Below are 23,189 nucleotides of genomic sequence, written 5' to 3'. Positions count from 1 at the left end.
GGGACAATGACGCCTGAAGAAACCACTGCGTCGACACACCCCGTCGACCGCGACCGCGCCAGGAGGCACCGCACATGACGGCCAGCAGCACTCATCGTGAGACCCCGGACCGTAACCTCGCACTCGAATTGGTCCGAGTCACCGAAGCCGGTGCTATGGCTGCCGGCCGCTGGGTAGGCCGCGGCGACAAGGAAGGCGGCGACGGAGCAGCCGTCGACGCGATGCGTCAGCTCGTCTCCTCCGTCTCGATGCGCGGCATCGTCGTCATCGGTGAAGGCGAGAAGGACGAAGCGCCGATGCTGTTCAACGGCGAAGAGGTCGGAAACGGCGACGGTCCCGACTGTGACTTCGCCGTCGATCCGGTCGACGGCACCACATTGATGTCCAAGGGCATGCCCAACGCCATCTCCGTTCTGGCTGTTGCCGAGCGCGGCGCGATGTTCGATCCCTCGGCCGTGTTCTACATGGAGAAGATCGCTGTCGGACCGGACGCTGCAGATGTCATCGACATCAGCGCGCCGATCGCCGAGAACATCAAGCGCGTCGCCAAGGTCAAGAAGGCGTCAGTTTCCGACATCACCATTTGTATCCTGGACCGCCCGCGTCACAACCAGCTGATCCAGGACGTGCGCGACACCGGCGCTCGTATCCGGTTGATCTCCGACGGTGACGTTGCCGGCGCCATCGCCGCAGCGCGTCCGGAGTCCGGCACCGACATGCTCGTGGGCATCGGCGGAACGCCCGAGGGCATCATCGCCGCAGCAGCCATGCGCTGCATGGGAGGATCGCTGCAGGGCAAGCTTGCGCCCACCGACGACGAAGAGCGTCAGAAGGCCATCGACGCCGGTCACGATCTCGATCGGATCCTGTCCACCGAAGATCTCGTCTCGGGCGAGAACGTCTTCTTCTGCGCCACCGGCGTCACCGACGGTGACCTCCTGCGCGGCGTCCGCTACTACGGCGGCGGCGCCAGCACGCAGTCCATCGTGATGCGCAGCAAGTCCGGCACCGTTCGCATGATCGACGCGTACCACCGTCTCGAAAAGCTCCGTGAGTACAGCTCCGTCGACTTCGACGGCGAAGAGGGCGCGGTTCCCCCGACGTTCTGATGGGCTCCGCCCCGTGAGTGGTTAAGGAGTCCCTGCACTCCTCAACCGCTCACGGGGGACGTAGTCCCCTGCCCGCTCTCCAAAAGTGGCAATGTGGAGCCATGACGGAGAGCAACGATCAACAGTTCCGAATCGAACACGACACCATGGGCGAAGTTCGGGTGCCCATCGACGCACTGTGGCGAGCACAGACCCAGCGCGCGGTCGAGAACTTCCCGATCAGCGGGCGCCCCCTCGAGCGCACCCAGATTCGCGCAATGGGCTTGCTGAAAGCAGCGTGCGCGCAAGTCAACAAAGACCTCGGGCTGCTCGACTCGGACAAGGCCGACGCAATCATCGCCGCCGCGAACGAGATCGCCGAAGGCAAGCACGACGATCAGTTCCCCATCGACGTCTTCCAGACCGGCTCGGGAACCAGTTCGAACATGAACGCCAACGAGGTCATCGCGTCCATCGCGAAGGCCGCCGGCGTGGACGTCCATCCCAACGACCACGTCAACATGTCGCAGTCATCCAACGACACGTTCCCCACCGCAACACACGTCGCAGCTACCGAGGCAGCGGTCACCGATCTTGTTCCGGCACTGGAACATCTGCATGCTGCGCTTGCCACGAAGGCCACCGAGTGGAAGACCGTCGTCAAGTCCGGACGCACCCACTTGATGGACGCTGTACCGGTCACGCTCGGTCAGGAGTTCGGCGGCTACGCACGTCAGATCGAGGCCGGCATCGAGCGCGTCAACGCAACACTCCCCCGCCTCGGCGAGCTGCCGATCGGCGGAACGGCAGTCGGTACCGGCCTCAATGCTCCGGACGGATTCGGCCCCAAAGTTGTTGCCGAGCTGGTCAAGTCGACCGGTGTCGACGCGCTGACTCCGGCGAAGAACAGCTTCGAAGCGCAAGCCGCGCGCGACGGACTGGTCGAGGCGTCGGGCGCGCTGCGCACCATCGCCGTCTCGCTGACGAAAATTGCCAACGACATTCGGTGGATGGGATCGGGTCCGCTGACCGGGCTCGGCGAGATCGCACTACCCGACCTACAGCCGGGTAGCTCGATCATGCCCGGCAAGGTGAACCCCGTCCTGCCGGAGGCAACCACACAGGTTGCGGCTCAGGTGATCGGAAACGACGCCGCCATCGCGTGGGGTGGCGCCGCCGGAGCTTTCGAACTCAACGTCTACATCCCGGTCATGGCCCGCAACCTGCTGGAGTCGTTCACCTTGCTGGCCAACGTCTCTCGACTGTTCGCGGACAAGTGCGTGAGTGGACTTCTCGCGCACGAGGATCACCTCAAGACACTCGCCGAATCGTCGCCGTCGATCGTGACGCCGCTCAACTCGGCGATCGGTTACGAGGAAGCCGCAGCTGTCGCGAAGCAGGCACTGAAGGAGAAGAAGACGATCCGTCAGGTCGTCATCGAGCGCGGACTCGTCCCGGACAAGCTGAGCGAGGAAGAACTCGACAAGCGTCTCGACGTTCTGGCGATGGCGAAGGTCAAGGACTGAAAATGGCCCCAAGGGTGGCGGTTTCCGAAGTGGAAACCGCCACTCTTTTGCCCTACACCGTGGTGGTTGCCCGCCACTCGTCGGTACGCACGGGGCTCGCCTCGGCCAACGCCTTCAGCGTCGCTTCACGATCGAAGTCCTTGCCGTACACCGGGGTTCCCGGTTGCTGACGCCAGGAGTCCTCGATCGTTCCGGCATCGACGGGATCGAAGCCCAACTGATTGATCAGATCGAACACAGCCTGCTTGTTCACGTCGTCGTCGCCGGCGATAGGTAGCGCAATGCGCCCCTCAGCGCCTTCGGGAAGTCCCTTCTCGAGGAGATGCTTCCACCAGATTCCGTTGAATGCCTTGAACACCGGCACACCCAGGTGCTCCTGCACCCATGCGCTTTCGGTCTGCCCGTCCTCGATGGCGGAGATCAAGCCGTCACGCTGTTGCGGGTAGTAGTTGTTGGTCTCGATAACCGGGGCACCGGCGACCGCACCGCTGAGGATCCCCGCCGGTAGATCGACCACGTTCTTCTGAGGAATGCTCACGATGACCAGTTCGGCACCCTCGGCGGCCTCGGTGCTGCGGACTGCCTTCGCACCCGTCTCGGCTTCCAACTCGGCAAGTGTGTCCGGTGTGCGCGAGTTCGAGACACGTACGTCGTGACCGAGCGCAGCGAGCCTGCGCGTGAGCGTGCCACCGATCTGACCGGCTCCGATGATTCCGATACGCATGATCCTGCTCCTTCGTCGTGTGCAGAGGTGATTGCACCACCGCTGCATTCGTCAACGACGACAACGCACCGGGTCATTCCGTACCGACCATTTCAACTCCCGTTGATTCAATCTGTTGACCGGTTGGGCGCGAGCCTGATGCGAACGCTCACCGGATCGGTCTGCAACCCGCGGAACGCAGACGCGGTCAGTGCTGATCTGAGCTTCCCCGACGCGAAAGTCTTCACCCGCGCCGGCACGTCGTCGTCCGGCATGATCTGGGCCTGTCCGTCCACCCACTCGCCGCGACGACGGATCCGAACCTCCGGCGTCGCAGAGATGTTGGCTCCCCAGCCCGTGTCGATGCCGTGCTGCGCGATGACCCACGCCTCGTCGCCGTTGTAGGTGATCGCGACTGGTACTCGGCGGGTCAGACCGGTTCGGCGTCCGACCGTCTCGATCTCGGTCATCAACGACGGCATCAGACCGATCCGATTCAATCCGGTGACCAGCGGATTGGCGAAGTACTTCCCGACTGCGACTTCGATTCTTCTTTTTCGTGCAACGGACGTCGGAACCGGCATGTCGTTTTCCTCTCCTCCGGAGCTGGCGCTCCATGCAGCAGCTCTATACCGTACGATATAACCACTGTTCGCAGAGTTTTGCCAGCAAGAATCTCCATCAAGGCACGCTACCTGCATACAACACTTGACTGTGTCTGTCGGTTACATCTAGTCTCAGATTCGTTCCTATACCGATCGACATACTGGGAGGCAGAGATGAACGCACCTCGAGACGCCTCGTTGCCATGACCGGCCCGCAGACGCGTTGTCCGATCACCGCAGCGCGTCGCAAGTGGGGCGTATCGAAGGAATCAGTGACACCGCAACAATCAGTGACACCGCAACAATCGAGCAGCACCTCGATTGCATACGATGACGGGATGGCCGACTCCGATTCCCGCACTCTGATGCTGGTCGGCGCCATCAACGCCTTCCGCGAACACGGGATCGCCACAACCTCGCTCACCGAGATCGTCGAACGATCCGGCGCACCCCGCGGGTCGGTGTACCACTACTTCCCCGAGGGCAAAGGGCAGTTGGCCGGTGAAGCCGTCGCATACTTCGGCCGGGGCGTGAGCGCAGCCATCAGTTCGATGATCGCTCAGTCCTCCCCACCGGAGATCATCGACGCGGTTGTCACCATCTTCCGAAACAGCTTGGTAGAGAGCGATTTCACCTCTTCCTGTCCTGTCGCAGCCGCGGCGGTGGAGGGCGCGTCGACGCCGGCGGCGCTAACTGCTGCGGGTGAATCCTTCACCTCGTGGGAATCGCTTCTCACATCGTTCTTCTGGCAGCAGGGACAGCCGTCCGACACTGCAGCACAGTGGGCAACCGTCGTCATCGCGTCGATCGAAGGCGCAACCCTGATGGCAAAAGCTCAGCACACCACGGCGCCTCTCGATCGCATCGGCGCTCACCTCAAGGCTCTGGTCTCAGCCCCGAGTTGACCTACCCTCATTCTTCCAACCGCTGCTGCCGTTCGCGCAGGAGCAGAGATGGCGTACAAACATGTCTCACACACTTGCACCGGCGCCCTCGGCGCCCATGATGACAAAATCCCGTCGCTTCACTGCGCTGATCTTCATCTGCCTCGCCGAACTCCTTGTCGTGCTGGACAACACGGTGGTCAACGTGGCGCTGCCGACGATGAGCGTCGACCTGTTCGCCAGCGTCAGCGATCTGCAGTGGATCGTCGACGCGTACACGTTGACCTTCGCCGGGTTCCTTCTGACCTTCGGCCACCTGGGTGACCGCTTCGGACGCCGCCGAGTGATGATCATCGGCCTGATCGGCGTCGGTGCAATGTCGCTCGTCGGGGCTTTGGCTTCCAACCTCGAACAGGTGATCATGGCGCGAGCCGCCATGGGTGTCTTTGCCGCCGCAGTCTTTCCGGCTACCTTGGCCATGATCACGAACATCTTCACCGACGCCAGAGAACGAGCCATCGCCATCGCAGCCTGGACCGCAATGGCCGGCTTTGCGATTGCCATCGGTCCGACGGCAGGCGGTTGGCTGCTCGAGCACTTCTCCTGGCACTCGGTGTTCTGGATGAACGTTCCGGCCGCTTTGTTGGTCATCGTGGGCGTGCTGCTGGTTGTTCCGGAGTCGAAGGCGTTCCACGTCGGCCGATTCGACTTCGTCGGAACAATTCTCTCGCTCCTCGGCATCGTAGTTCTGGTGTGGACCATCATCGACGCACCGCACCGCGGGTGGGTGTCGATGTTCAGCATCACGGGATACCTTTCTGCGACAGTGTTGTTGGCCGCATTCGTCTTCTGGGAACTACGCACCGACGCGCCGATCCTGAACATGAATCTCTTCCGGATCCGACGTTTCTCGTTCCCCGCCTTGGCCATTGCGGTCAGCTACTTCAGCATGTTCGGATTCCTGTTCTTGATCACGCAGTACTTCCAGGGCGTTCGGGAGTACTCGCCGCTCGAATTCGGTATCCACTCTTTGCCTTTCGCTGCCGCCGTTGCCGTGGGCGCCCCGGTCGCCACCTTGGCGGCGCAGAAACTCGGCACAACAGCAGTGATGGTGTTCGGCCTCCTCGTCCTCAGCGGCGGTATGTTCCTGGCGGGCCAGACGACCGTCAATACCCCCTATCTCGGACCCGTCGTGATCTCGATGGTGCTCATGGGTCTCGGCCTCGCGATTGTCCAGGGCCCGGCGACCGACTCCATCATGTCCTCGGTCCCTCTCGACGAAGCGGGCGCAGGATCGGCAGTCAACGACACGACGCGTGAACTCGGCGGGACACTGGGCGTCGCCGTCATCGGCTCGATCGTCGCGTCGTACTACACATCCAAGGTGGCCCCGATCGTCGACGCCATCCCCGACGCCGTGATGTCCGCCCAGGAAAAGGGCTTCGCTCGCGAGTCGGTGCTCAGCGTCATCGAGATCCGCTCCCGCGACATCAGCCCGCTCTTCGAGCAACAGAAGGAAAGTCTGATCCTCACGATGAAGACCGCGTGCCTGGAAGGCTTCGCCATCGCGTCGTACTTCACGGTGGGAGCAGCACTGATCACCGCACTGCTGGTCGCGTTGTTGCTCCCCTGGAAACCGGTTACCGAAGGTTCGATTCTCGCCAGCCTGACAACCAAGGCGCCGAAGTAGCCACGCGATTTTCCGATTTGTCCCACTATCAGCCCAACAATTCCCGATACTGAATCAACCGAGTGGTACCGACGACACCCCGCTAGGGAGATTCTCGTGTCCATCACCAGCAGAAACAGCTCTCGACTGTCAGCGGCTGCGGTTCCTGTCGTACTCACAGTCGCCCTGCTCGCCGGGTGCTCGTCCGATTCCGACACGACCTCGGCGCCCGGGCCGGTCGTCAGCGACGCCAGCCCGGGTCTCGACGCCGGGGTGCCGATCCCGGACGGGCAAATCGACGACGCGGTCGGGAAGCTCGACGGCCTCGCGAACGACCTCATGGCAAGTTCCGGTGTTCCCGGCATGGCGGTGGCCGTGGTGCACGGAGGTAAGACTGTGTACGCAAAGGGATTCGGGGTTCGCGAGTTGGGTAAGAGCGCCACCGTCGATGCCGACACCGTGTTCCAACTGGCATCGGTGTCGAAATCGGTCGGGGCCACGGTGGTCGCCCACGAAGTCGGAATCGGGACCGTCGACTGGGACACTCCGGTGATCTCGAAACTGCCGGGGTTTGCGCTTGCCGATCCGTGGGTGACCGACCACCTCACGATCTCCGATCTCTACACGCATCGGTCGGGGTTACCGGACCACGCCGGCGACGGGCTGGAGGACCTGGGCTACAACCGGGCCCAGGTGCTCGAAAAACTTCGCCAACTACCGCTCAATCCCTTCCGAATCACATACGAGTACACGAACTTCGGCGTCACTGCCGGTGCGGAGGCCGTTGCATCCGCGGCGGGCACCGATTGGGAAACGCTGTCGCAGAACACGATCTACGGTCCGCTCGGTATGACTTCGACGTCTTCGCGGTTCGCCGACTACCAAGCCCGAGAAAATCGAACAGTCGGCCACATCCTCGAAGACGGAAAGTACGAGGTAGGGCCGGTTCGGGACGCCGACGCCCAATCCCCCGCCGGTGGAGTCAGCTCCTCGGTGAACGACATGGCCAAGTGGTTGGACATGGTGCTGTCGGGCGGTCGGTATCAGGGGCAGCAGGTCGTTCAGACGGATGCGCTCGTGCCCGCAGTCAACCCGGAAATCGTCTCGCGCCATGCGCAGGAAATCGGGGAACGCTCCGGCTTCTACGGCTACGGGTTCAATGTTTCCGACAGCGCGGCAGGCCGTGTGACCGCCAGCCACTCCGGAGCCTTCCTGCTCGGTGCCGGGACCAATTTCGTGACGATTCCCTCCGCTGACGTCGGCATCGTCGTTCTGACTAACGGCACGCCCACCGGCGTCGCAGAGACCTTGACCGCCGAATTCGCCGATCTGGTGCAGTTCGGGAAGATCACCCGCGAGTGGCGCCCGCTGTACGAAGCGTCCTTTGCCTCACAAGCCGACCCTGAGGGCGAACTTGCCGGGACGACGCCGCCGGCCTCCCCCGCTCCCGCGCCACCGACAGACCAATTGACCGGCGACTACGGCAATCCGTACTGGGGCCCCGCGCTCGTGACGCAGCAGAACGGTGCGCTGACCTTGACCATGGGACCCGCGGCCGTGACGTACCCGCTGACGCACTGGGACGGAAACACCTTCACGTTCCCCCTCAGCGGCGAAAACGCACCGGCCGGGACTGTCTCGAAGGCCACCTTCGACGGAAACTCGCTAACCTTGGAGTACTTCGATCACGATCATCTCGGTACCTTCATCCGGGCAACACCGGCCGAATAAATCAGCCAAGGACACCCCATGAGTAGTTCGACAGCCACGGTGAACGCAATGTTCGCAGCCCTCACCGATTTCGACGTGGACACCGCAGCCGAATTGATGACAGACGACATCGTGTGGCAAAACGTCTCGCTCCCCACACTGCGAGGCAAGAAGACCGTCGTGCGAGCGCTCCGTCTGGTCACCAAGCCTTCACTGAAATTCGAGGCGGAGATGCACCACATCGTCGGCGACGAGTCCACGGTGCTCACCGAACGCACCGACATCCTGACTGTCGGTCCGCTGCGCATCGAATTCTGGGTGTGCGGAACCTTCGAACTGCGCGACGGCAAGATCTCCGTCTGGCGAGACTATTTCAGTCTGCGAGACGTCGCGTGGGGTGTGGTGACCGCGGTCGGCCGCGCAGTAGTCGGGAACGGGTCACGAAGTAGGCTTGCTCCGGCCTGAAAAAACCTGCCGAAAGCGAGCGAACCTTCGATGCCCGAGAACACCACGCCTGACTCCTTCGATGCCGGCTTGGCTGTGCGAACCGAAGTCATGGGCGCCGATTTTGTCGACGCTGCCTTCGAGCGCACCCGCGGCACCGACAGCGAAGAACTGCAGAACTTCGTGACGGCCAACGTCTGGGGTTCGGTGTGGACGCGCCCGGGACTGGATCGCCGCAGTCGCAGTCTGATCAATCTCGGGATGCTGATCGCACTGCGCGCCGAGAACGAACTCAAAGGCCACGTACGCGGGGCACTGCGAAACGGCTTGACGCGCACCGAGATCGTCGAAACCGTGATCCACGCGAGCGCGTACTGCGGCGCTCCGGCCGGACTGGCGGCGATGCGTGTGGTGCAGGAAGTTCTCGACAACGAACTGGGACCGCTGCAGGACTGAACTACTCAAACCTGGACTCCCCGTGCAGACCGAAGTCCGCACGGGGAGATCGCCTCTCAGGAAGTGGGACCGAACTCCTCGAGCATGTCGGTCACCAACTCGGCGATCGGCGAACGCTCACTGCGAGTGAGTGTGATGTGCGCGAAAAGCGGGTGCCCCTTGAGCTTTTCGATGACGGCCGCAACTCCGTCGTGCCTGCCTACTCGCAGGTTGTCTCGCTGCGCGACGTCGTGCGTGAGAACCACTCGCGACCCGGTTCCCAGACGAGAAAGCACTGTCAGCAGAACATTTCGTTCGAGGGACTGCGCTTCGTCGACAATCACGAACGAATCGTGTAGCGACCGACCGCGAATGTGCGTCAGCGGCAACACTTCCAGCATTCCGCGGGCGAGAACCTCCTCGAGGACCTCGGGCGAGGCCAACCCGTCGAGAGTGTCGAAGACGGCCTGAGCCCACGGGCCCATCTTCTCGCTCTCACTACCGGGAAGGTAGCCGAGTTCTTGTCCGCCAACGGCATACAGCGGACGGAAGACGACAACCTTCCGCTGAGTGCGGCGCTCGAGAACGGCTTCCAAACCTGCCGTCAGAGCCAAGGCCGACTTACCGGTGCCTGCCTTACCACCGAGAGAGATGATGCCGATACTCTCGTCCATGAGGAGATCGAGCGCAATGCGCTGCTCGGCGGAGCGGCCGTGTAACCCGAACGCCTCGCGCTCACCGCGCACCAACTGGATGCGCTTGTCCGGAGTCACCCGTCCGAGCGCGCTCGACGAACCACCCAACAGGCGAAGACCCGTGTGGCACGGCAGATCTCGCGCTTCGTCGAGGTCCAGGAATCCCTCGTTGAACAGCTCGTCGATGTCCGTCGAGGCGACGTCCAGTTCGGTCATGCCCGTCCATCCGGAGGGCACGACGTCGTGAGCGTGGTACTCGTCGGCGGGTAGCCCCACCGCGCCTGCCTTCACACGAAGCGGAATGTCCTTGCTGACGAGGACTACGTCCTTGCCCTCCGCCGCAAGGTTCAGCGCACACGCCAGAATCCTCGAATCGTTACTGTCCGTGCGGAATCCGACGGGCAGGACCGCAGGGTCGGTGTGATTGAGTTCAACCTGCAGTGTCCCGTTCTCGGTGCCGATCGGCACCGGACGGTCCAGTCGGCTGTATTCGATCCGAAGATCGTCGAGCATGCGGAGCGATTCTCGGGCGAACCATCCCAGTTCGTGGTGGTGTCGTTTGCCTTCGAGTTCGCTGATCACGACCAGTGGGAGCACCACGTGGTGTTCGGCGAATCGAGTGACAGCCCATGGATCGGACAGTAGTACCGAGGTATCCAAGACGTACGTGCGAAGTGCATCTCCCGAATGATTCCCGGCTGATAGATCAGCCCGGGCCGAGTGGGCAGAGACGGAGCGTGATGCAGTCACGTTGGGCTCCTAGGTCTACGCGGCACCCGCGCAAACTCAGCTCGCTGGGCCGGACGGCTCTGGTGTCAGGTGACGCAGTGTCAGCTGAAACAAGGGCCGGGCGCCGGCCCTCTCGTACTGAGTGTTTCAGTCACGATCAGAACCTCCCGCACAAGTAACTTCTGGTTACTCGTTACTGCCGACGGTACTGCGGATCGGACACTCGCGCCACGGAACGAGCCGCACATCTGGTGAACGCCAGGTAACAAAATGCCACACGTGTGATTCGGAGTCACTCAGGACTCGATCAGACCCCACTTGGCGGCGCGCACCGCTGCCTGAACCCGCGAATTGGTTCCGGTCTTGACGAAGATGTTCTCGAGATGGGTGGCGACAGTGCGTCGGCTGACGAACAGCTCTTCGGCGATCTCGACATTGCCCGCGCCCTTGGCCACCAATTGCAGAACCTGAATCTCCCGCGGGCTCAGGTGGACGCGATCGAGCGCCACCTGGTCCCCTACGACCCGGGAGCAGGCTGTACTCGACGCCGCCACCACCTCTCGCACACGATCGACGACGCCCGAATCCGCGAAGCTCATGTGCAGCATTCCGGTCACCTCACGGCCGGTAAACCCCAACGCGACCGATGCTCCCTCGGCATACCCGGACGGCCGCAGAACATCGGTGACCAACTCGACCTGCTCGAAGCGTGGCACGTCCTGCCAGAACACCGGAACGCCCGAAGCCTCGCGAATTATGCCGAACAGGTCTCGATCGGCGACGAAGTCGTCGAGAAGGAAATCGAGCACCCGTGTGTTGTATCCGGAACTCGCCAGGGCCCGATGCCGTCCGGTGGACGGATCTCGGTACGTGACCGCTGCTGCCGCGTACTCGAGCCCGCGTGCTCGGAGTTCTTCGGCGCACAGGCCGAGAATGCCGTAGGCCCCGGCCGCCGGCGATCGCGGCGCGAACATGTCTGGTCGCGCGCCGCGATCGGGAAGTACAGACGTCATCACACCAATCTAGTCAATTGTGTGAGCTAGGCCACCACCAGCGAATCGGCAGGCTTCTTGTCGGCCCACGGACGCACCGCCTCGAAGTTCGCAGCCGTCCGCAGGACCAATGCGTCCTGACGGTGGCGTGCGGCGATCTGCAGCCCCACAGGTCGGCCGTCGGCGGTGAATCCGGCGGGCACGGTGATCGCCGGGTTGTTGAGCATGTTGTACGGGTAGGTGAAGAGCCAATCGAGCAACTGCTCACGCAGCGACGCTCCCTCGAGCCACGACGGCGCGAACTGGCTGAGCGGGAACGTGGCCGACGCCAAGGTCGGCGAAACCAGTACGTCGTAGTCGTTCATGAACGTGGTCCACGTGTCCCACATGACGCCGCGGAAGGCGTCGGCCCGCCCGACGTCGACACCGGTGAGCCGCTCGGCCTCGTGCATGATCTCGATGAGGTTGTCGTCGACCTCGCCGCGCTGGTTCTCCCAGTCGAGCAAGTCGTACTCCGAAGCGAAACCGGGAACCCAGATACCGTTCCACATCGATTCCGACGGATTTCCCCAATCAGGTGTCGCCTCGGTGATCTGGGCACCCAATTCCTCGAACGCGGACAATGCGTCGAGACACACCGCCAGCACCTCCGGATCAACATGGCCTAGGCCGAGATTCGTCGACCACGCAATACGAAGTCCCTTCACGTCACCCTTCGCCGCTTCGACATACGAGGTCTCGGCACGCTCGATCGAGAGCGGATCCGCATTGTGCGGCCCGGCCATGATGTCGAGCATGAGCGCGTTGTCGGCAACCGTCCTGGTGATCGGACCGTGGTACGCCCAGTTGTAGAACCGGCCGGCCAGGATGGTCTGCGGGATGACACCGGTGGTCGGCTTGAGCCCGACAACCCCGCAGAGAGCCGAGGGGATTCGCACCGATCCGGCGCCGTCACTGCCCTCGGCGAGTGGCCCGAGGCCGGCAGCCACAGCAGCCGACGCACCGCCACTGGACCCGCCCGCACTGTTGCCGACCTTCCACGGGTTGTGCGTCGGCCCGTACAGGTGGTTGTCCGTGCCACCGTAGTAACCGCTTTCGGGAGTGTTCGTCTTTCCCAGGAACAGTCCGCCCGCGCCGCGCAGCCTGTCCACCACGACGGCATTTCCCGTCGCGATGTTGTCGGCCATCGGCTTCATCCCGAACGTGGTCGGCAGCCCGTCCACTGCCGTCAGATCCTTGATCGTGAACGGAACACCGTGCAGCGGGCCGAGCTTCTCGCCCGATTCCTGCTGCCGTGAGAGTTCGGCCGCGTCGCGCGTGACCTGCTCGCGATCGAACTGCACTATCGCGTTGATCGACGGGTTGACGGCGTCGACGCGCTGGATCATCGCTTCGGCAATCTCGTTGGGCGAGAGACTGTTCGACGCGACCTCCGCCGCCATCTCGGTGGCGGAGAGCCAATGCAGATTCTGTTCGGTCATGGGATTTCCTTCGCCGGAGGGGTGATGCTCTCAGGCTAGGAAGCGCCGAACTCCGCCACCATCGGTCATGTGACCGATGCCACAAGTCCATGAACCGCAAATCCATGAACACCGACGGCCCGGCCCCTCGAAAGGGACCGGGCCGTCGGTGAAGAAATTCCTAGACGTTCTTGCTGAGCAGGCCCCAGTTCTCGAGACCGTCGTACAGAGGAAGGTCGAGGGCGAGCTTGGCGACGCGCGCACGCAGCGCCGGCAGATCCGCGTTGCCGGCCAGAGCGGTACCGATGATGTCGGCGACCTCGGTGAACTCGGCATCGCCGAATCCGCGGGTGGCCAACGCTGCGGTACCGATACGCAGACCGGAGGTGGTCATCGGCGGGCGGGGATCGAACGGAACAGCGTTGCGGTTGACCGTGATGCCGATTTCGTGCAGAAGATCCTCACCCTGCTGGCCGTCGAGCTCCGAGTTACGCAGGTCCACGAGAACGAGGTGGACGTCGGTGCCACCGGTCAGGACGCTGATGCCCTGATCTGCGACATCCTTGTTCCCCAGACGCTCGGCCAGGATGCGCGCACCAGAAAGCGTGCGTGCCTGACGATCCTTGAACTCTTCTCCTGCAGCGATCTTGAAGGTGACTGCCTTGGCCGCGATGGCATGCATGAGCGGTCCGCCCTGCTGACCGGGGAAGACAGCGGAGTTGAGCTTCTTGGCCCACTCCTTCTTCGCCAGGATCAGACCGGAACGCGGTCCACCGAGGGTCTTGTGGACGGTCGAGGAGACGACGTCCGCGTACGGGACGGGCGACGGGTGCAGGCCCGCCGCAACCAATCCGGCGAAGTGAGCCATGTCGACCCACAGGTATGCCCCGACCTCGTCCGCGATCGCACGGAAGGCCGCGAAGTCCTGCTGACGCGGGTACGCGGACCAGCCGGCGACAATGACCTTCGGCTTCTCGGCGAGGGCGATCGAGCGCACCTCGTCCATGTCGATGCGGTGATCTTCTTTGCTGACGCCGTAGGACGCGACGTCGTACAACTTGCCGGAGAAGTTGAGCTTCATGCCGTGCGTGAGGTGGCCACCGTGTGCAAGGTCGAGGCCGAGCAGCTTCTCACCCGGGTTCATCAGTGCCATCAGGACAGCAGCATTGGCCTGTGCGCCCGAGTGCGGCTGAACGTTCGCGAACTCCGCGCCGAAGAGTTCCTTCGCACGGTTGCGCGCGAGATCCTCGATGACGTCGACGTGCTCGCAACCGCCGTAGTAACGACGTCCCGGGTAGCCCTCGGCGTACTTGTTGGTCAGGACGCTGCCCTGAGCCTGCAGAACCGAGCGGGGAACGAAGTTCTCCGACGCGATCATCTCGAGCGTGTCGCGCTGACGAGCCAATTCACCAGCCATCGCCTCGGCGACTTCGGGGTCGAGTTCGGCGAGTGATGCAGAGTTGACGTCGGAGCCGGGCACAGCGGTCATCGAAGAATCTCCAAGCTGGATGCGGAAACGAATGCGTCCAGTCTACGAAGTTCGCTCCCGCCGCCTCCACCCGGCACTAGGCAGCACGCAGAGAGCTGGGGACCAGCGGCTCGTCGAGCAGCCTGCGGAAGCGTTCGGTGCGCTCTGCGCCCACCGGCACCTCGTCCAGCCAGCCACCGAGCAGCCGGTATCCCTCGACATACGTGCTGGTGTACGCCCGCCACAGCGGCGAAGACAGGAACTTGAGCGATTGGCGAGCGCGTTCCGGCGTCGACAGCGACCACCGTTCGAGGAAGAGCGCCACGTCGTCGAGGCTGCGGCCCTCGTCGTGCAACATCAGTGCAGCATCCTGACGAACGCTCAGCAGTTGCCCCGACGCGGTGGAGAGCCGTTGCGCCTTCTCCCCGTCGAAAGACAATCCGAGATCGGCGTAGATCTCCTGCGCCCACAGGCCCCACTCCGGACCGACTATCGCTTCGAGCGCCAGATCCGCGAGGCCTTCGGCCACGATGCACTGCGGCGTGTTGACCAGGAACAGCGTCTGCTCGAGTTGGCCGGTCCCGACCAGGCCGGCTTCCTTGCGGCAGTGCTCGGTGTGATGGCCGGGGTAGGACTCGTGCGCGATCAGCCGCGGCAAGTTGGCCATGAACTGCGGCAGGTCCGAGTTGATCGCAACCTTGGAGCGGTAGTCACCGAGGTAGTAGTTGAAGCCGGACCACGGCTTGTCCCCCACCACTTCGTATTCGACGGTTTCCGACGCGGGAAGCCCGAACGTGCCGCGAACCAGATCACGCAGCGCACTCGACATTGCCTCGACGCACTCGTTCAGTCTTGCTGGGGGGATCTCGTCGGCCTTGCGATGCGCCTGCACCCGCTGCGCCAACGGTCCCGGACCGGGGAGAACGTCACCCATCAACCGGTGAGCGTCGCTGTAGGCGTCCTCGTTTCCCTTGGCGATTCGTACGTCGAAGTACGCCTCCACCTCGTCCACGAAGCCGATGTCCTCACCCGCGAACTTGCGCCCGGAGCATTCGAGGGCGCGCAAGTGAACGTCGATGAAGTGAGCGCGCTCGGCGTTCAGACCACTTCCGGCCAGTTCGCCCCGCAATTGACGTGCCGTGCGGGCAAGTTCGCGCGGATCGGGCTTCGGGGCGCTCTCGACCTGCTTCCGCAACGCCGGGTCACCGGTGAACGCATCGACGAATCCGTCTTCGAGACGGTCGAAACCCAGTCCGAGCAGCAGATATTGGCGAACAAGTGTGTCTGGATCCATAACGACCGAGCCTAGCCGCTCGCTCCGGAATGCCACCCGGCGAAAGTCCCGGACGTGGCACCGAGCACAATCCGACTATGCACTCGGATCGTGCGCACTCGCGCCTGGCTTGCTCGCATAGCTGTTTCGTCCGCCGGGCTCCGGGTTCACTACGCGCCGGTGAGCTGGGCTGATGGCGCGTACCAACGAGTCGAGTCCCTACGTCGAGTTCGACCGCAAGCAGTGGCGGACACTGCGTAAGTCGACGCCGCTGGTGTTGACCGAGGACGAGTTGTACGGCCTGCGCGGTCTCGGCGAGCAGATCGATCTCGAAGAGGTCGCCGAGGTCTATCTCCCCCTCGCACGTCTGATCCACCTGCAGGTGGCGGCGCGCCAACGACTGTTCGCGGCCACCGCCACGTTCCTCGGTGAGAAGCATCCCGATCGCCAGGTGCCCTTCGTCATCGGTGTCGCCGGTTCGGTTGCGGTCGGAAAATCCACGACAGCTCGTGTGCTGCAAGCTCTCCTGGCCCGCTGGGATCACCACCCACGCGTCGACCTCGTCACCACGGACGGATTCCTGTATCCGACCAAGGAACTCCAGCGTCGAGGCATCATGCACCGCAAGGGTTTTCCCGAAAGCTACGATCGTCGCAAGCTGTTGCGCTTCGTCACGGAAGTCAAGTCCGGCGCGGAAGAAGTAGCGGCGCCGGTGTATTCGCACACGTCGTACGACATCATCCCGGGCCAGTACCATCTGATCCGCCAGCCGGACATCCTCATCATCGAGGGCCTCAACGTCCTGCAGACCGGCCCACGTCTGATGGTCTCCGATCTGTTCGACTTCTCGATCTACGTCGACGCCCGCATCGAGGACATCGAAGCCTGGTATATCGAGCGGTTCCTCGCACTACGCAAGACGTCGTTCGCCGATCCGAACGCTCACTTTCACCACTACTCCGGCCTCTCCGACCGTGACGCGACCATCGCGGCGAAGGAGATCTGGAACTCGATCAATCACCCGAACCTGGTGGAGAACATTCTCCCCACCCGCCCTCGCGCAACCCTGGTGCTGCGCAAGGACGCCGATCACACGATCAACCGGCTACGACTGCGCAAGCTCTGAGACGACTCAGGCGCCGAACCGGCGGTGGCGCGCCGCGTAGTCACGCAGGGCCCGCAGAAAGTCGACTCGGCGGAACTCGGGCCAGTACGCCTCGGTGAACCAGATCTCCGAATAGGCGCTCTGCCACAACAGGAATCCGGAGAGCCGCTGCTCGCCGGAGGTGCGGATCACCAGATCCGGATCGGGCTGCCCCGACGTGTAGAGGTGACCGTCGATGCCGTCGACCGTGACGGCCTGGATCAGTTCGTCTCCGCTCAGACCTTCACCGATCTTGTCGCGTAGGAGCGATTGGACGGCGTCGGCGATCTCCTGCCGCCCGCCGTATCCGATCGCGACGTTGACATGCGTTCCGGTTCGGCCACTTGTTCCGGCTGCAGCTTCCCGCAATCGCCTGGACTGCTCGGGGGGCAGAAGATCGAGGGCACCGACGATCTGCACACTCCAGTTCTTGCCGGGCCCGGAGATCTCTTCGACGACGTCGGTGATGATCTCGAGGAGGGTGTCCAACTCTTCCGGTTCGCGGCGCAGGTTCTCGGTCGAGAGCAGATAGATGGTTGCCATCTCGATTCCGGCGGCGTCGCACCATTCCAACAATTCGGCGATCTTGAGTGCGCCCATGCGGTGCCCGTGACTGACATCGGTGAAGCCGTTCTCGCGAGCCCATCGCCGGTTTCCGTCACACATAACGGCTACGTGCCGGGGGTGCGCGAGACCGTCGAGATGACTGAGGAGCCGTCGCTCGTAGATGCTGTACAGCAGTCCGCGCAGATTCACCGTGACATCACCATGGTGTCAAAGACTACGCCCGGCAGTGACTGCCACATGCGAGCGCCGTCACGCTTTTTGTACGCGTCGAAAACCCGCAGGTAGGTTATGCTACTGGTGCGTAACCTACGGTACCGTAGGTTACGCGGTTCGCAACAGCACGGAACGAGAGGGGTTGCACATGACGGCATTCGGGCTCGACGAGCTTCCGGTCAAACCACGCATGCGCGGTTGGATCCACCTGTGGGCGCTCGGTGTCTCCGTCGTGGCGGGCATCGTTCTCGTGTCCGTGGCCGGCGCTCAGGTAGGCGCCAAGGCGGCCTGGGCAACCGCGATCTACAGCATCACGATCTGCGGCCTCTTCGGCATCAGCGCGACGTATCACCGCATTCAGTGGCAGACCGTCAAGGGCCGTACGTGGATGAAGCGTGCGGACCATTCGATGATCTTTCTCTTCATCGCCGGCAGCTACACACCGTTCGCCATGCTCGGCCTCCCCACTGACACCGGCAAGATCATTCTTGCGATCGTGTGGGCCGGCGCGCTCGCCGGCGTCGCGCTCAAGATGCTCTGGCCCACCGCCCCGAAATGGGTGGGAGTTCCCCTCTACCTGCTGCTCGGCTGGGCGATCGTCCCAGTGGTCGGCGAACTGACACACCAGGTCGGCGTCGCCCCGATGGTCCTGCTGCTCGTCGGCGGAATCCTCTACAGCGTCGGCGCAATTCTGTACGCGACGAAATGGCCCAACCCGTGGCCCACGACGTTCGGTCACCACGAGTTCTTCCATGCCGCGACGGTCGTCGCGGCGATCTGCCACTACATCGCGGTATGGCTCGTCGTGTTCAACTGACTCGCCAACTCCACCACCGTCGTCACCGGCCGATCGCACACGAATCCCCGGCAGATGTACGCGGCTTCACCACCGTCGACAAGGGGTCGATCGGCAAGCAGCGGTGAAGAATCCGGCGCTCCGCCCACCACCACTGCACCACCCGGGGCAAGCCGGCGGGCAGCGGCCAACAGCGATCCTTCACCGACGACGGCCACCTGTATCGGACCACGCAACGACGCTTCCGTCACCGCGAGCCAGTGTCCCGCCGACCGCGGCGCACGCTCGAGCGGCAGCGTGGCCCTCGCCATCGCGTCCGCCGCAGCCTGCGCGTAACGAGAGGAGCGCTCGGCGTCGGTCAACGCCGCTGCGGTCAACAGTGCCTCGGCGACGCTCGACGCACCGGAAGGCGTCGCGCCGTCCAACGGGTCTCGGGGCCGGGTGACGAGAGACTCCGCGAAATCGGCTGTGTCGAACCAGCTTCCCGGCTCGGCCGGATCGGCGAAATGATCGAGAGTGACGTCGAGCAGTTGCTGCGCCGCATCAAGCCATCGCGCAGTTCCCGTTGCCTGGTAGAGCGCCAGGAGGCCCGTCGCAAGCGTTGCGTAATCCTCGAGCACTGCCGTCGGGGTGCCGACGGTCCCGCCGAGGGAAGCACGGCGCAGATGACCGTCTACCAGGTGAAGGTCGAGAAGAGCGCCGGCGCACTCGGCTGCCGCGTCGATCCAGTCGGGCCGGTCCAGGGCAAGGCCCGCTTCCGTCAAAGCCGTGATGGTCAGCCCGTTCCAGGCAGTCACCACTTTGTCGTCGCGGCCAGGCTGTGGACGCTGAGCCCGGACAGCACGGAGAGCGTCGGAGACCTTCTGCCAGCGCGACCAGTCGTCGGGGTCATGGAGCAACTGCAATACCGACGCACCCTCTTCGAAGGTTCCGGTATCGGTGACCCGGAACAACTCCGACGCCCACTGCCCGTCGTCCTCGCCGAGAATCTCGACCAGTTGCGCCGGCGTCCATACGTACGTGAGGCCTTCGACGCCGTCGGTGTCGGCATCGAGAGCCGAAGCGAAGCAACCGTTCTCGGTCACCAGATCGGCGAGCAGGAACCCTGCGGTCTCCACGGCGACGCGGGTGGCCAGGTCCGATCCGGTTCGCCGCGCCCAATGCGCGTAGAACCGCAGGAGCAGCGCATTGTCGTAGAGCATCTTCTCGAAGTGCGGAACCACCCACTCGGCATCGACCGAGTACCGCGAGAAACCGCCACCCAACTGGTCGTAGATGCCGCCACGTGCCATTGCTTCGGCGGTGCGCTCGATGCCTCCGAGAATCTCGTTCGAACCTGTGCGCTCGAACTGTCGGAGCATTCCCTCCAGAAGTGCCGACGGCGGAAACTTCGGTGCCCCGCCGAATCCCCCGCGCGGAATGTCCTCGTCGCCGAGGATCGACAGACCCGCCGCATCCAGCAGCTCCGCATCGACGGGCGCTCCGCCGTACGGGATTCCGCCGGACGCGCGCTGAAGTTCCGTGACGATCGACTGTGCCGCGTTGTCGACCTCGTCGCGCCGATTGGTGAAGGTGTCCGCTATCGCTTCGAGAAGCTGTGTGAACGAGGGCATTCCGCCGCGAGGCGTCGGCGGGTAATACGTACCGCAGTAGAACGGTGAGCCGTCGGGAGTCAGGAAACAGGTCATCGGCCAGCCGCCCTGACCGGTCATCGCGACCGTCGCGTTCATGTAGACGGCGTCGATGTCCGGACGTTCTTCGCGGTCCACCTTCACACAGACGAAGTTCGCGTTCATGATCGCCGCGATCTCGTCGTTCTCGAACGACTCGTGCGCCATGACGTGGCACCAGTGGCACGCCGAGTACCCGATCGAGAGGAGGATCGGCACGTTGCGCTCGCGCGCCCACTCCATCGCCTCTTCGCCCCACTGTTGCCAGTAGACCGGATTGTCGGCGTGCTGACGCAGGTAAGGACTCGAGGACCCACCCAGGTTGTTCCGCATCCGTGGGTCCATCGTCGCTACCTCGTCCGTCTCAGGATTCTTGCTTCGGCTTCTTCTCGGTAGAGACGTTCGGTTCCGCCGGGCTCGGAGCTGTGATCGCTCCCCGATCGGTGCCTTCGTCCGCCTGCTGATCGAGTTCGGGATGATCCGGTTCGAAGGTTTCCGGCAGCTTCTTGAGCTGGCGATTCATCGACCGAACCAACAGGATCACACCGATGAGCAGCGCCAGAATGACCAGCAATCCGACCGGAGACGACTTTCCGAACTCCGGGCCCGATGGATTACTCGGGGTCTGAGCAAGAAATTGTGTGGTGCCGAGAACTACCTCGGCGGACAGAGCATTCACTTCTGAGCGTCCTCTTCGAGACCTGCGAACAGGTCGGTTTCCGGAATGGACGTGGTGACCCGCGTCTTGGCGAGCTCGAATTCCTCGGTGGGCCAGATCTTCTGCTGAATGTCGAGCGGCACAGCGAAGAACGAACCGTTGGGATCGATCTGCGTCGCGTGCGCACGCAGAGCGTCGTCACGCTGAGGAAAGTAATCGCCGCACGTGACCTGAGTGGTCACCCGAACCATCATGTCGCCACGCTCGGTCTTCCACTTCTTGAGCCAGTCCGCCATCGGGAACGGCTCACCCCGGCGCTCGTACTCCTCCTGGAAGAGTTCGAGGCGCTTACGGATGAATCCGTGCGAGTAGTAGAGCTTCTTGATCTCCCACGGCTGACCGTCCTCGGGGAAGTACTCGGGATCGGCGGCGGCTTCGTACGCAGCCATCGACACCTCGTGGCACCGGATGTGGTCCGGATGTGGGTATCCGCCGTTCTCGTCGTACGTCGTGACGACGTGGGGACGGAATTCGCGAATCACCTTGACCAGAGCGCGCGTGGACTCTTCGAGCGGAACGAGGGCGAAGCACCCTTCGGGCAGCGGCGGAAGAGGGTCACCCTCGGGGAGCCCGGAATCGACGAAACCGAGCCAGCGCTGCTTCACGCCCAGGATGCGAGCGGCCTCGGCCATCTCCTCCTGGCGGACTTCGCTGATTCGATCGCGGACGCCGGGAACGTCCATGGCCGGGTTGAGAATGTCGCCACGCTCACCCCCGGTGAGCGTCAGGACCATCACTTCGTGGCCTTCGGCTGCATAACGGGCGGTGGTGGCCGCACCCTTGCTCGACTCGTCGTCGGGATGGGCATGGACGGCCATGAGCCGGAATCCGCTCACGTGTTCGTTCACCTCAACTTCACCTATTGCCGTCGCCGGCAGTCTTCGACCAACACGCTTTGTACCGCTCGAATTGCTCCGAGCCTTTGCCGTCAAACGTACCGACTGCCGTCAAACCTACCGACGGCGCGACGGGACACGTCCTCTATAGTTCCACCCGAGAGTTCCTGGCGCAGCCGTGACCCCTTCAGTAGTTCGGTGGGGCGCAGTCAGTTGCTGCACGACACGTGAACTCGAGTCTTCGAGAGCAGAGTGATGAGCAAACCGCTTCCCCAAGATCGGTACCCGAGCACTACTCGCACGGGCAGTCCCCGCAAGTGGATGGTGTGGGCTCTGACCGCTCTCGTCATCGTCGTCGGCGGCGGAATCGCGTACTACGCGTACGGAAAATTCGCAGTCAAGGAAATCGAGACCGAGACCATCTCGTTCGACATCGCCAACGACGCCACGGTGAAGATCCGCTTCACCGTCACCCGTGACGATTCGTCACGTGAAGCGATGTGCATCGTGCGCGCCCGCTCGAAGGACGGCTCCGAAACCGGTCGACGCGAGGTCTACGTCCCGCCTTCGGAACATCAGACCCTCGAGTTCAACACCGAGGTCAAGACGTCCCAGCCGCCCGGCATGGCCGACGTCTACGGCTGCAGCTTCGACGTTCCGGAGTACCTGACCAAGAGCTGACCTCGGACGCACCCACCCTGCCGGACGTTTGGCGCCGGACAGGGCGGGTAGTCATGCGTGATAGAATTGCCCGATACACGGTTCCGGGTGGAACCGTGTATTGCTGCATTGACGCAAGGTTTGACGGCAAGGCTGCACCCCTGGTGGTGCTTCTGCGTCGTTGTTCGCTGCTGTTGCAGCGATCGTCGAGGGAGCCCCCGGCTCCGACTACTAGGGAGTGATCGAGATGACCGAGACCCAGGTGACCTGGCTTACCCAGGAATCACATGACAGGCTCAAGAACGAACTCGACCAGCTCATCGCCAATCGCCCTGTCATCGCCGCCGAGATCAACGAGCGTCGCGAAGAGGGCGACCTGAAAGAGAACGGCGGCTACCACGCTGCCCGCGAAGAGCAGGGTCAGCAGGAAGCCCGCATTCGCCAGCTCCAGGAGCTGCTGAACAGCGCCAAGGTCGGCGAAGCCCCCACGCAGTCCGGTGTTGCACTGCCCGGATCCGTAGTCAAGGTCTACTACGACGGCGACGAGAGTGACACCGAGACGTTCCTCATCGCTACCCGCGAAGAAGGCGCACGTGACGCCAAGCTCGAGGTTTACTCCCCGAACTCACCGCTGGGCGGCGCATTGCTCGAAGCCAAGGTCGGCGACACGCGTGAGTACAACCTGCCCAACGGCAGCACCATGAAGGTCACGCTGCTGAGCGCGGAGCCTTACCACAGCTGATCGCCTTCACCAGCCCTGAAGAAGTACCAGCTCTGAAAAGAAGCGGCCCCCCACAAGGGGGGGGGGGGGGTGGTTGGAGATAGGGGTTGCAGTTACCGGGCACACAAACCACCCGGCGCGGTTTAATTACCGCCGAGAAAGGGGCGGACAGAAACGCCGCGC

Annotated in this window: 22 protein-coding genes; 11 read left to right on the top strand and 11 right to left on the bottom strand. The window is 63.3% G+C overall.

Annotated features, from left to right (window positions below):
• Positions 1-74 precede the first annotated feature (74 nt).
• Positions 75-1,109 (top strand): class II fructose-bisphosphatase, encoded by a 1,035-nt coding sequence (glpX, locus tag ACFWAD_RS27765; protein WP_003945202.1) that lies wholly within the window; start codon positions 75-77, stop codon positions 1,107-1,109.
• A 101-nt stretch (positions 1,110-1,210) separates the two neighbouring features.
• On the top strand, positions 1,211-2,614 hold the full coding sequence (locus tag ACFWAD_RS27760) for a class II fumarate hydratase (RefSeq protein ID WP_378549676.1): 1,404 nt from the start codon (positions 1,211-1,213) through the stop codon (positions 2,612-2,614).
• Between the two features lie 52 nt (positions 2,615-2,666).
• Here the strand turns inward: ACFWAD_RS27760 and ACFWAD_RS27755 are convergent, their stop codons facing one another.
• A complete protein-coding gene (locus ACFWAD_RS27755) occupies positions 2,667-3,386 on the bottom strand; it encodes an NADPH-dependent F420 reductase (protein WP_378549673.1) in 720 nt (239 codons plus the stop codon).
• Between the two features lie 59 nt (positions 3,387-3,445).
• A complete protein-coding gene (locus ACFWAD_RS27750) occupies positions 3,446-3,901 on the bottom strand; it encodes a nitroreductase family deazaflavin-dependent oxidoreductase (protein ID WP_378549670.1) in 456 nt (151 codons plus the stop codon).
• A gap of 359 nt (positions 3,902-4,260) precedes the next feature.
• Between ACFWAD_RS27750 and ACFWAD_RS27745 the strand changes: the two genes are divergently transcribed.
• From ACFWAD_RS27745 to ACFWAD_RS27725, 5 genes are all read left to right on the top strand, one after another.
• On the top strand, positions 4,261-4,827 hold the full coding sequence (locus tag ACFWAD_RS27745) for a TetR/AcrR family transcriptional regulator (protein WP_378539532.1): 567 nt from the start codon (positions 4,261-4,263) through the stop codon (positions 4,825-4,827).
• Between the two features lie 97 nt (positions 4,828-4,924).
• Positions 4,925-6,496, top strand: coding sequence for an MFS transporter (locus tag ACFWAD_RS27740; RefSeq protein ID WP_378549830.1), 1,572 nt, complete (start codon positions 4,925-4,927; stop codon positions 6,494-6,496).
• 96 nt (positions 6,497-6,592) lie between these two features.
• On the top strand, positions 6,593-8,206 hold the full coding sequence (locus ACFWAD_RS27735) for a serine hydrolase (protein ID WP_378549667.1): 1,614 nt from the start codon (positions 6,593-6,595) through the stop codon (positions 8,204-8,206).
• An 18-nt stretch (positions 8,207-8,224) separates the two neighbouring features.
• Positions 8,225-8,650, top strand: a complete 426-nt coding sequence (locus tag ACFWAD_RS27730; RefSeq protein ID WP_378549664.1) for a limonene-1,2-epoxide hydrolase family protein — start codon at positions 8,225-8,227, stop codon at positions 8,648-8,650.
• Between the two features lie 30 nt (positions 8,651-8,680).
• On the top strand, positions 8,681-9,085 hold the full coding sequence (locus ACFWAD_RS27725; RefSeq protein WP_378549661.1) for a carboxymuconolactone decarboxylase family protein: 405 nt from the start codon (positions 8,681-8,683) through the stop codon (positions 9,083-9,085).
• 56 nt (positions 9,086-9,141) lie between these two features.
• Here the strand turns inward: ACFWAD_RS27725 and ACFWAD_RS27720 are convergent, their stop codons facing one another.
• The 5 genes from ACFWAD_RS27720 to ACFWAD_RS27700 form a co-directional block, all read right to left on the bottom strand.
• A complete protein-coding gene (locus tag ACFWAD_RS27720; RefSeq protein ID WP_003945274.1) occupies positions 9,142-10,509 on the bottom strand; it encodes a PhoH family protein in 1,368 nt (455 codons plus the stop codon).
• Positions 10,510-10,784: 275 nt separating this feature from the next.
• On the bottom strand, positions 10,785-11,501 hold the full coding sequence (locus ACFWAD_RS27715) for a LuxR C-terminal-related transcriptional regulator (RefSeq protein ID WP_378549658.1): 717 nt from the start codon (positions 11,499-11,501) through the stop codon (positions 10,785-10,787).
• Positions 11,502-11,527: 26 nt separating this feature from the next.
• The gene (locus tag ACFWAD_RS27710) at positions 11,528-12,961 is read right to left on the bottom strand and encodes an amidase (RefSeq protein WP_378549655.1); all 1,434 of its coding nucleotides are present in this window, start codon (positions 12,959-12,961) and stop codon (positions 11,528-11,530) included.
• A 160-nt stretch (positions 12,962-13,121) separates the two neighbouring features.
• Entirely contained in the window at positions 13,122-14,429 is a 1,308-nt protein-coding gene (gene glyA, locus ACFWAD_RS27705) for a serine hydroxymethyltransferase (RefSeq protein WP_378549652.1), read from the bottom strand.
• A gap of 76 nt (positions 14,430-14,505) precedes the next feature.
• Entirely contained in the window at positions 14,506-15,702 is a 1,197-nt protein-coding gene (locus tag ACFWAD_RS27700) for a DUF885 domain-containing protein (RefSeq protein ID WP_378549649.1), read from the bottom strand.
• A gap of 172 nt (positions 15,703-15,874) precedes the next feature.
• Between ACFWAD_RS27700 and coaA the strand changes: the two genes are divergently transcribed.
• Positions 15,875-16,807: a type I pantothenate kinase gene (coaA, locus tag ACFWAD_RS27695; protein WP_378539526.1), complete on the top strand. Its 933-nt coding sequence runs from the start codon at positions 15,875-15,877 to the stop codon at positions 16,805-16,807.
• A 6-nt stretch (positions 16,808-16,813) separates the two neighbouring features.
• Here the strand turns inward: coaA and ACFWAD_RS27690 are convergent, their stop codons facing one another.
• Positions 16,814-17,581 carry an isoprenyl transferase gene (locus ACFWAD_RS27690; RefSeq protein ID WP_214885238.1) on the bottom strand — a complete coding sequence of 256 codons (768 nt, stop codon included), beginning with the start codon at positions 17,579-17,581 and terminating at the stop codon, positions 16,814-16,816.
• Between the two features lie 172 nt (positions 17,582-17,753).
• Between ACFWAD_RS27690 and ACFWAD_RS27685 the strand changes: the two genes are divergently transcribed.
• The gene (locus ACFWAD_RS27685) at positions 17,754-18,422 is read left to right on the top strand and encodes a hemolysin III family protein (protein ID WP_378549646.1); all 669 of its coding nucleotides are present in this window, start codon (positions 17,754-17,756) and stop codon (positions 18,420-18,422) included.
• Here the strand turns inward: ACFWAD_RS27685 and ACFWAD_RS27680 are convergent.
• The 3 genes from ACFWAD_RS27680 to mca are packed head-to-tail and all read right to left on the bottom strand — an operon-like array spanning position 18,389 to position 21,625.
• Complete coding sequence (locus ACFWAD_RS27680; RefSeq protein ID WP_378549643.1) at positions 18,389-20,416, bottom strand: thioredoxin domain-containing protein; 2,028 nt, start codon at positions 20,414-20,416, stop codon at positions 18,389-18,391. The genes ACFWAD_RS27685 and ACFWAD_RS27680 overlap by 34 nt on opposite strands.
• Positions 20,417-20,435: 19 nt before the next feature.
• On the bottom strand, positions 20,436-20,750 hold the full coding sequence (locus ACFWAD_RS27675; RefSeq protein ID WP_007726381.1) for a hypothetical protein: 315 nt from the start codon (positions 20,748-20,750) through the stop codon (positions 20,436-20,438).
• A complete protein-coding gene (mca, locus tag ACFWAD_RS27670; RefSeq protein ID WP_378450041.1) occupies positions 20,747-21,625 on the bottom strand; it encodes a mycothiol conjugate amidase Mca in 879 nt (292 codons plus the stop codon). Before mca ends, ACFWAD_RS27675 begins: the two co-directional genes overlap by 4 nt.
• A gap of 255 nt (positions 21,626-21,880) precedes the next feature.
• Here mca and ACFWAD_RS27665 point away from each other — a divergent pair, with 255 nt between their 5' ends.
• Together ACFWAD_RS27665 and greA are read left to right on the top strand one after the other, a co-directional pair.
• On the top strand, positions 21,881-22,306 hold the full coding sequence (locus ACFWAD_RS27665) for a DUF4307 domain-containing protein (protein ID WP_230814194.1): 426 nt from the start codon (positions 21,881-21,883) through the stop codon (positions 22,304-22,306).
• A 226-nt stretch (positions 22,307-22,532) separates the two neighbouring features.
• The gene (gene greA, locus ACFWAD_RS27660; RefSeq protein WP_007726385.1) at positions 22,533-23,027 is read left to right on the top strand and encodes a transcription elongation factor GreA; all 495 of its coding nucleotides are present in this window, start codon (positions 22,533-22,535) and stop codon (positions 23,025-23,027) included.
• The last annotated feature ends 162 nt before the right edge of the window (positions 23,028-23,189 follow it).

The sequence above is a fragment of the Rhodococcus sp. NPDC059969 genome (assembly GCF_042738325.1).
GTDB lineage: Bacteria > Actinomycetota > Actinomycetes > Mycobacteriales > Mycobacteriaceae > Rhodococcus_F.
Note: the sequence above shows the minus strand (reverse complement) of the source record. Positions and strands in the feature narration are given on the sequence as shown.

What these genes read in the sequence shown, in the direction of transcription:
- ACFWAD_RS27685 (WP_378549646.1), top strand. Translation starts at nt 17,754, where the DNA reads ATGACGGCATTCGGGCTCGACGAGCTTCCGGTCAAACCACGCATGCGC.
- ACFWAD_RS27700 (WP_378549649.1), bottom strand. Translation starts at nt 15,702, where the DNA reads ATGGATCCAGACACACTTGTTCGCCAATATCTGCTGCTCGGACTGGGT.
- glpX (WP_003945202.1), top strand. Translation starts at nt 75, where the DNA reads ATGACGGCCAGCAGCACTCATCGTGAGACCCCGGACCGTAACCTCGCA.
- ACFWAD_RS27750 (WP_378549670.1), bottom strand. Translation starts at nt 3,901, where the DNA reads ATGCCGGTTCCGACGTCCGTTGCACGAAAAAGAAGAATCGAAGTCGCA.
- greA (WP_007726385.1), top strand. Translation starts at nt 22,533, where the DNA reads ATGACCGAGACCCAGGTGACCTGGCTTACCCAGGAATCACATGACAGG.
- glyA (WP_378549652.1), bottom strand. Translation starts at nt 14,429, where the DNA reads ATGACCGCTGTGCCCGGCTCCGACGTCAACTCTGCATCACTCGCCGAA.
- ACFWAD_RS27680 (WP_378549643.1), bottom strand. Translation starts at nt 20,416, where the DNA reads ATGGACCCACGGATGCGGAACAACCTGGGTGGGTCCTCGAGTCCTTAC.
- ACFWAD_RS27745 (WP_378539532.1), top strand. Translation starts at nt 4,261, where the DNA reads ATGGCCGACTCCGATTCCCGCACTCTGATGCTGGTCGGCGCCATCAAC.
- ACFWAD_RS27710 (WP_378549655.1), bottom strand. Translation starts at nt 12,961, where the DNA reads ATGACCGAACAGAATCTGCATTGGCTCTCCGCCACCGAGATGGCGGCG.
- coaA (WP_378539526.1), top strand. Translation starts at nt 15,875, where the DNA reads ATGGCGCGTACCAACGAGTCGAGTCCCTACGTCGAGTTCGACCGCAAG.
- ACFWAD_RS27755 (WP_378549673.1), bottom strand. Translation starts at nt 3,386, where the DNA reads ATGCAGCGGTGGTGCAATCACCTCTGCACACGACGAAGGAGCAGGATC.
- ACFWAD_RS27715 (WP_378549658.1), bottom strand. Translation starts at nt 11,501, where the DNA reads ATGACGTCTGTACTTCCCGATCGCGGCGCGCGACCAGACATGTTCGCG.
- ACFWAD_RS27730 (WP_378549664.1), top strand. Translation starts at nt 8,225, where the DNA reads ATGAGTAGTTCGACAGCCACGGTGAACGCAATGTTCGCAGCCCTCACC.
- ACFWAD_RS27740 (WP_378549830.1), top strand. Translation starts at nt 4,925, where the DNA reads ATGATGACAAAATCCCGTCGCTTCACTGCGCTGATCTTCATCTGCCTC.
- ACFWAD_RS27760 (WP_378549676.1), top strand. Translation starts at nt 1,211, where the DNA reads ATGACGGAGAGCAACGATCAACAGTTCCGAATCGAACACGACACCATG.
- ACFWAD_RS27665 (WP_230814194.1), top strand. Translation starts at nt 21,881, where the DNA reads ATGAGCAAACCGCTTCCCCAAGATCGGTACCCGAGCACTACTCGCACG.
- ACFWAD_RS27725 (WP_378549661.1), top strand. Translation starts at nt 8,681, where the DNA reads ATGCCCGAGAACACCACGCCTGACTCCTTCGATGCCGGCTTGGCTGTG.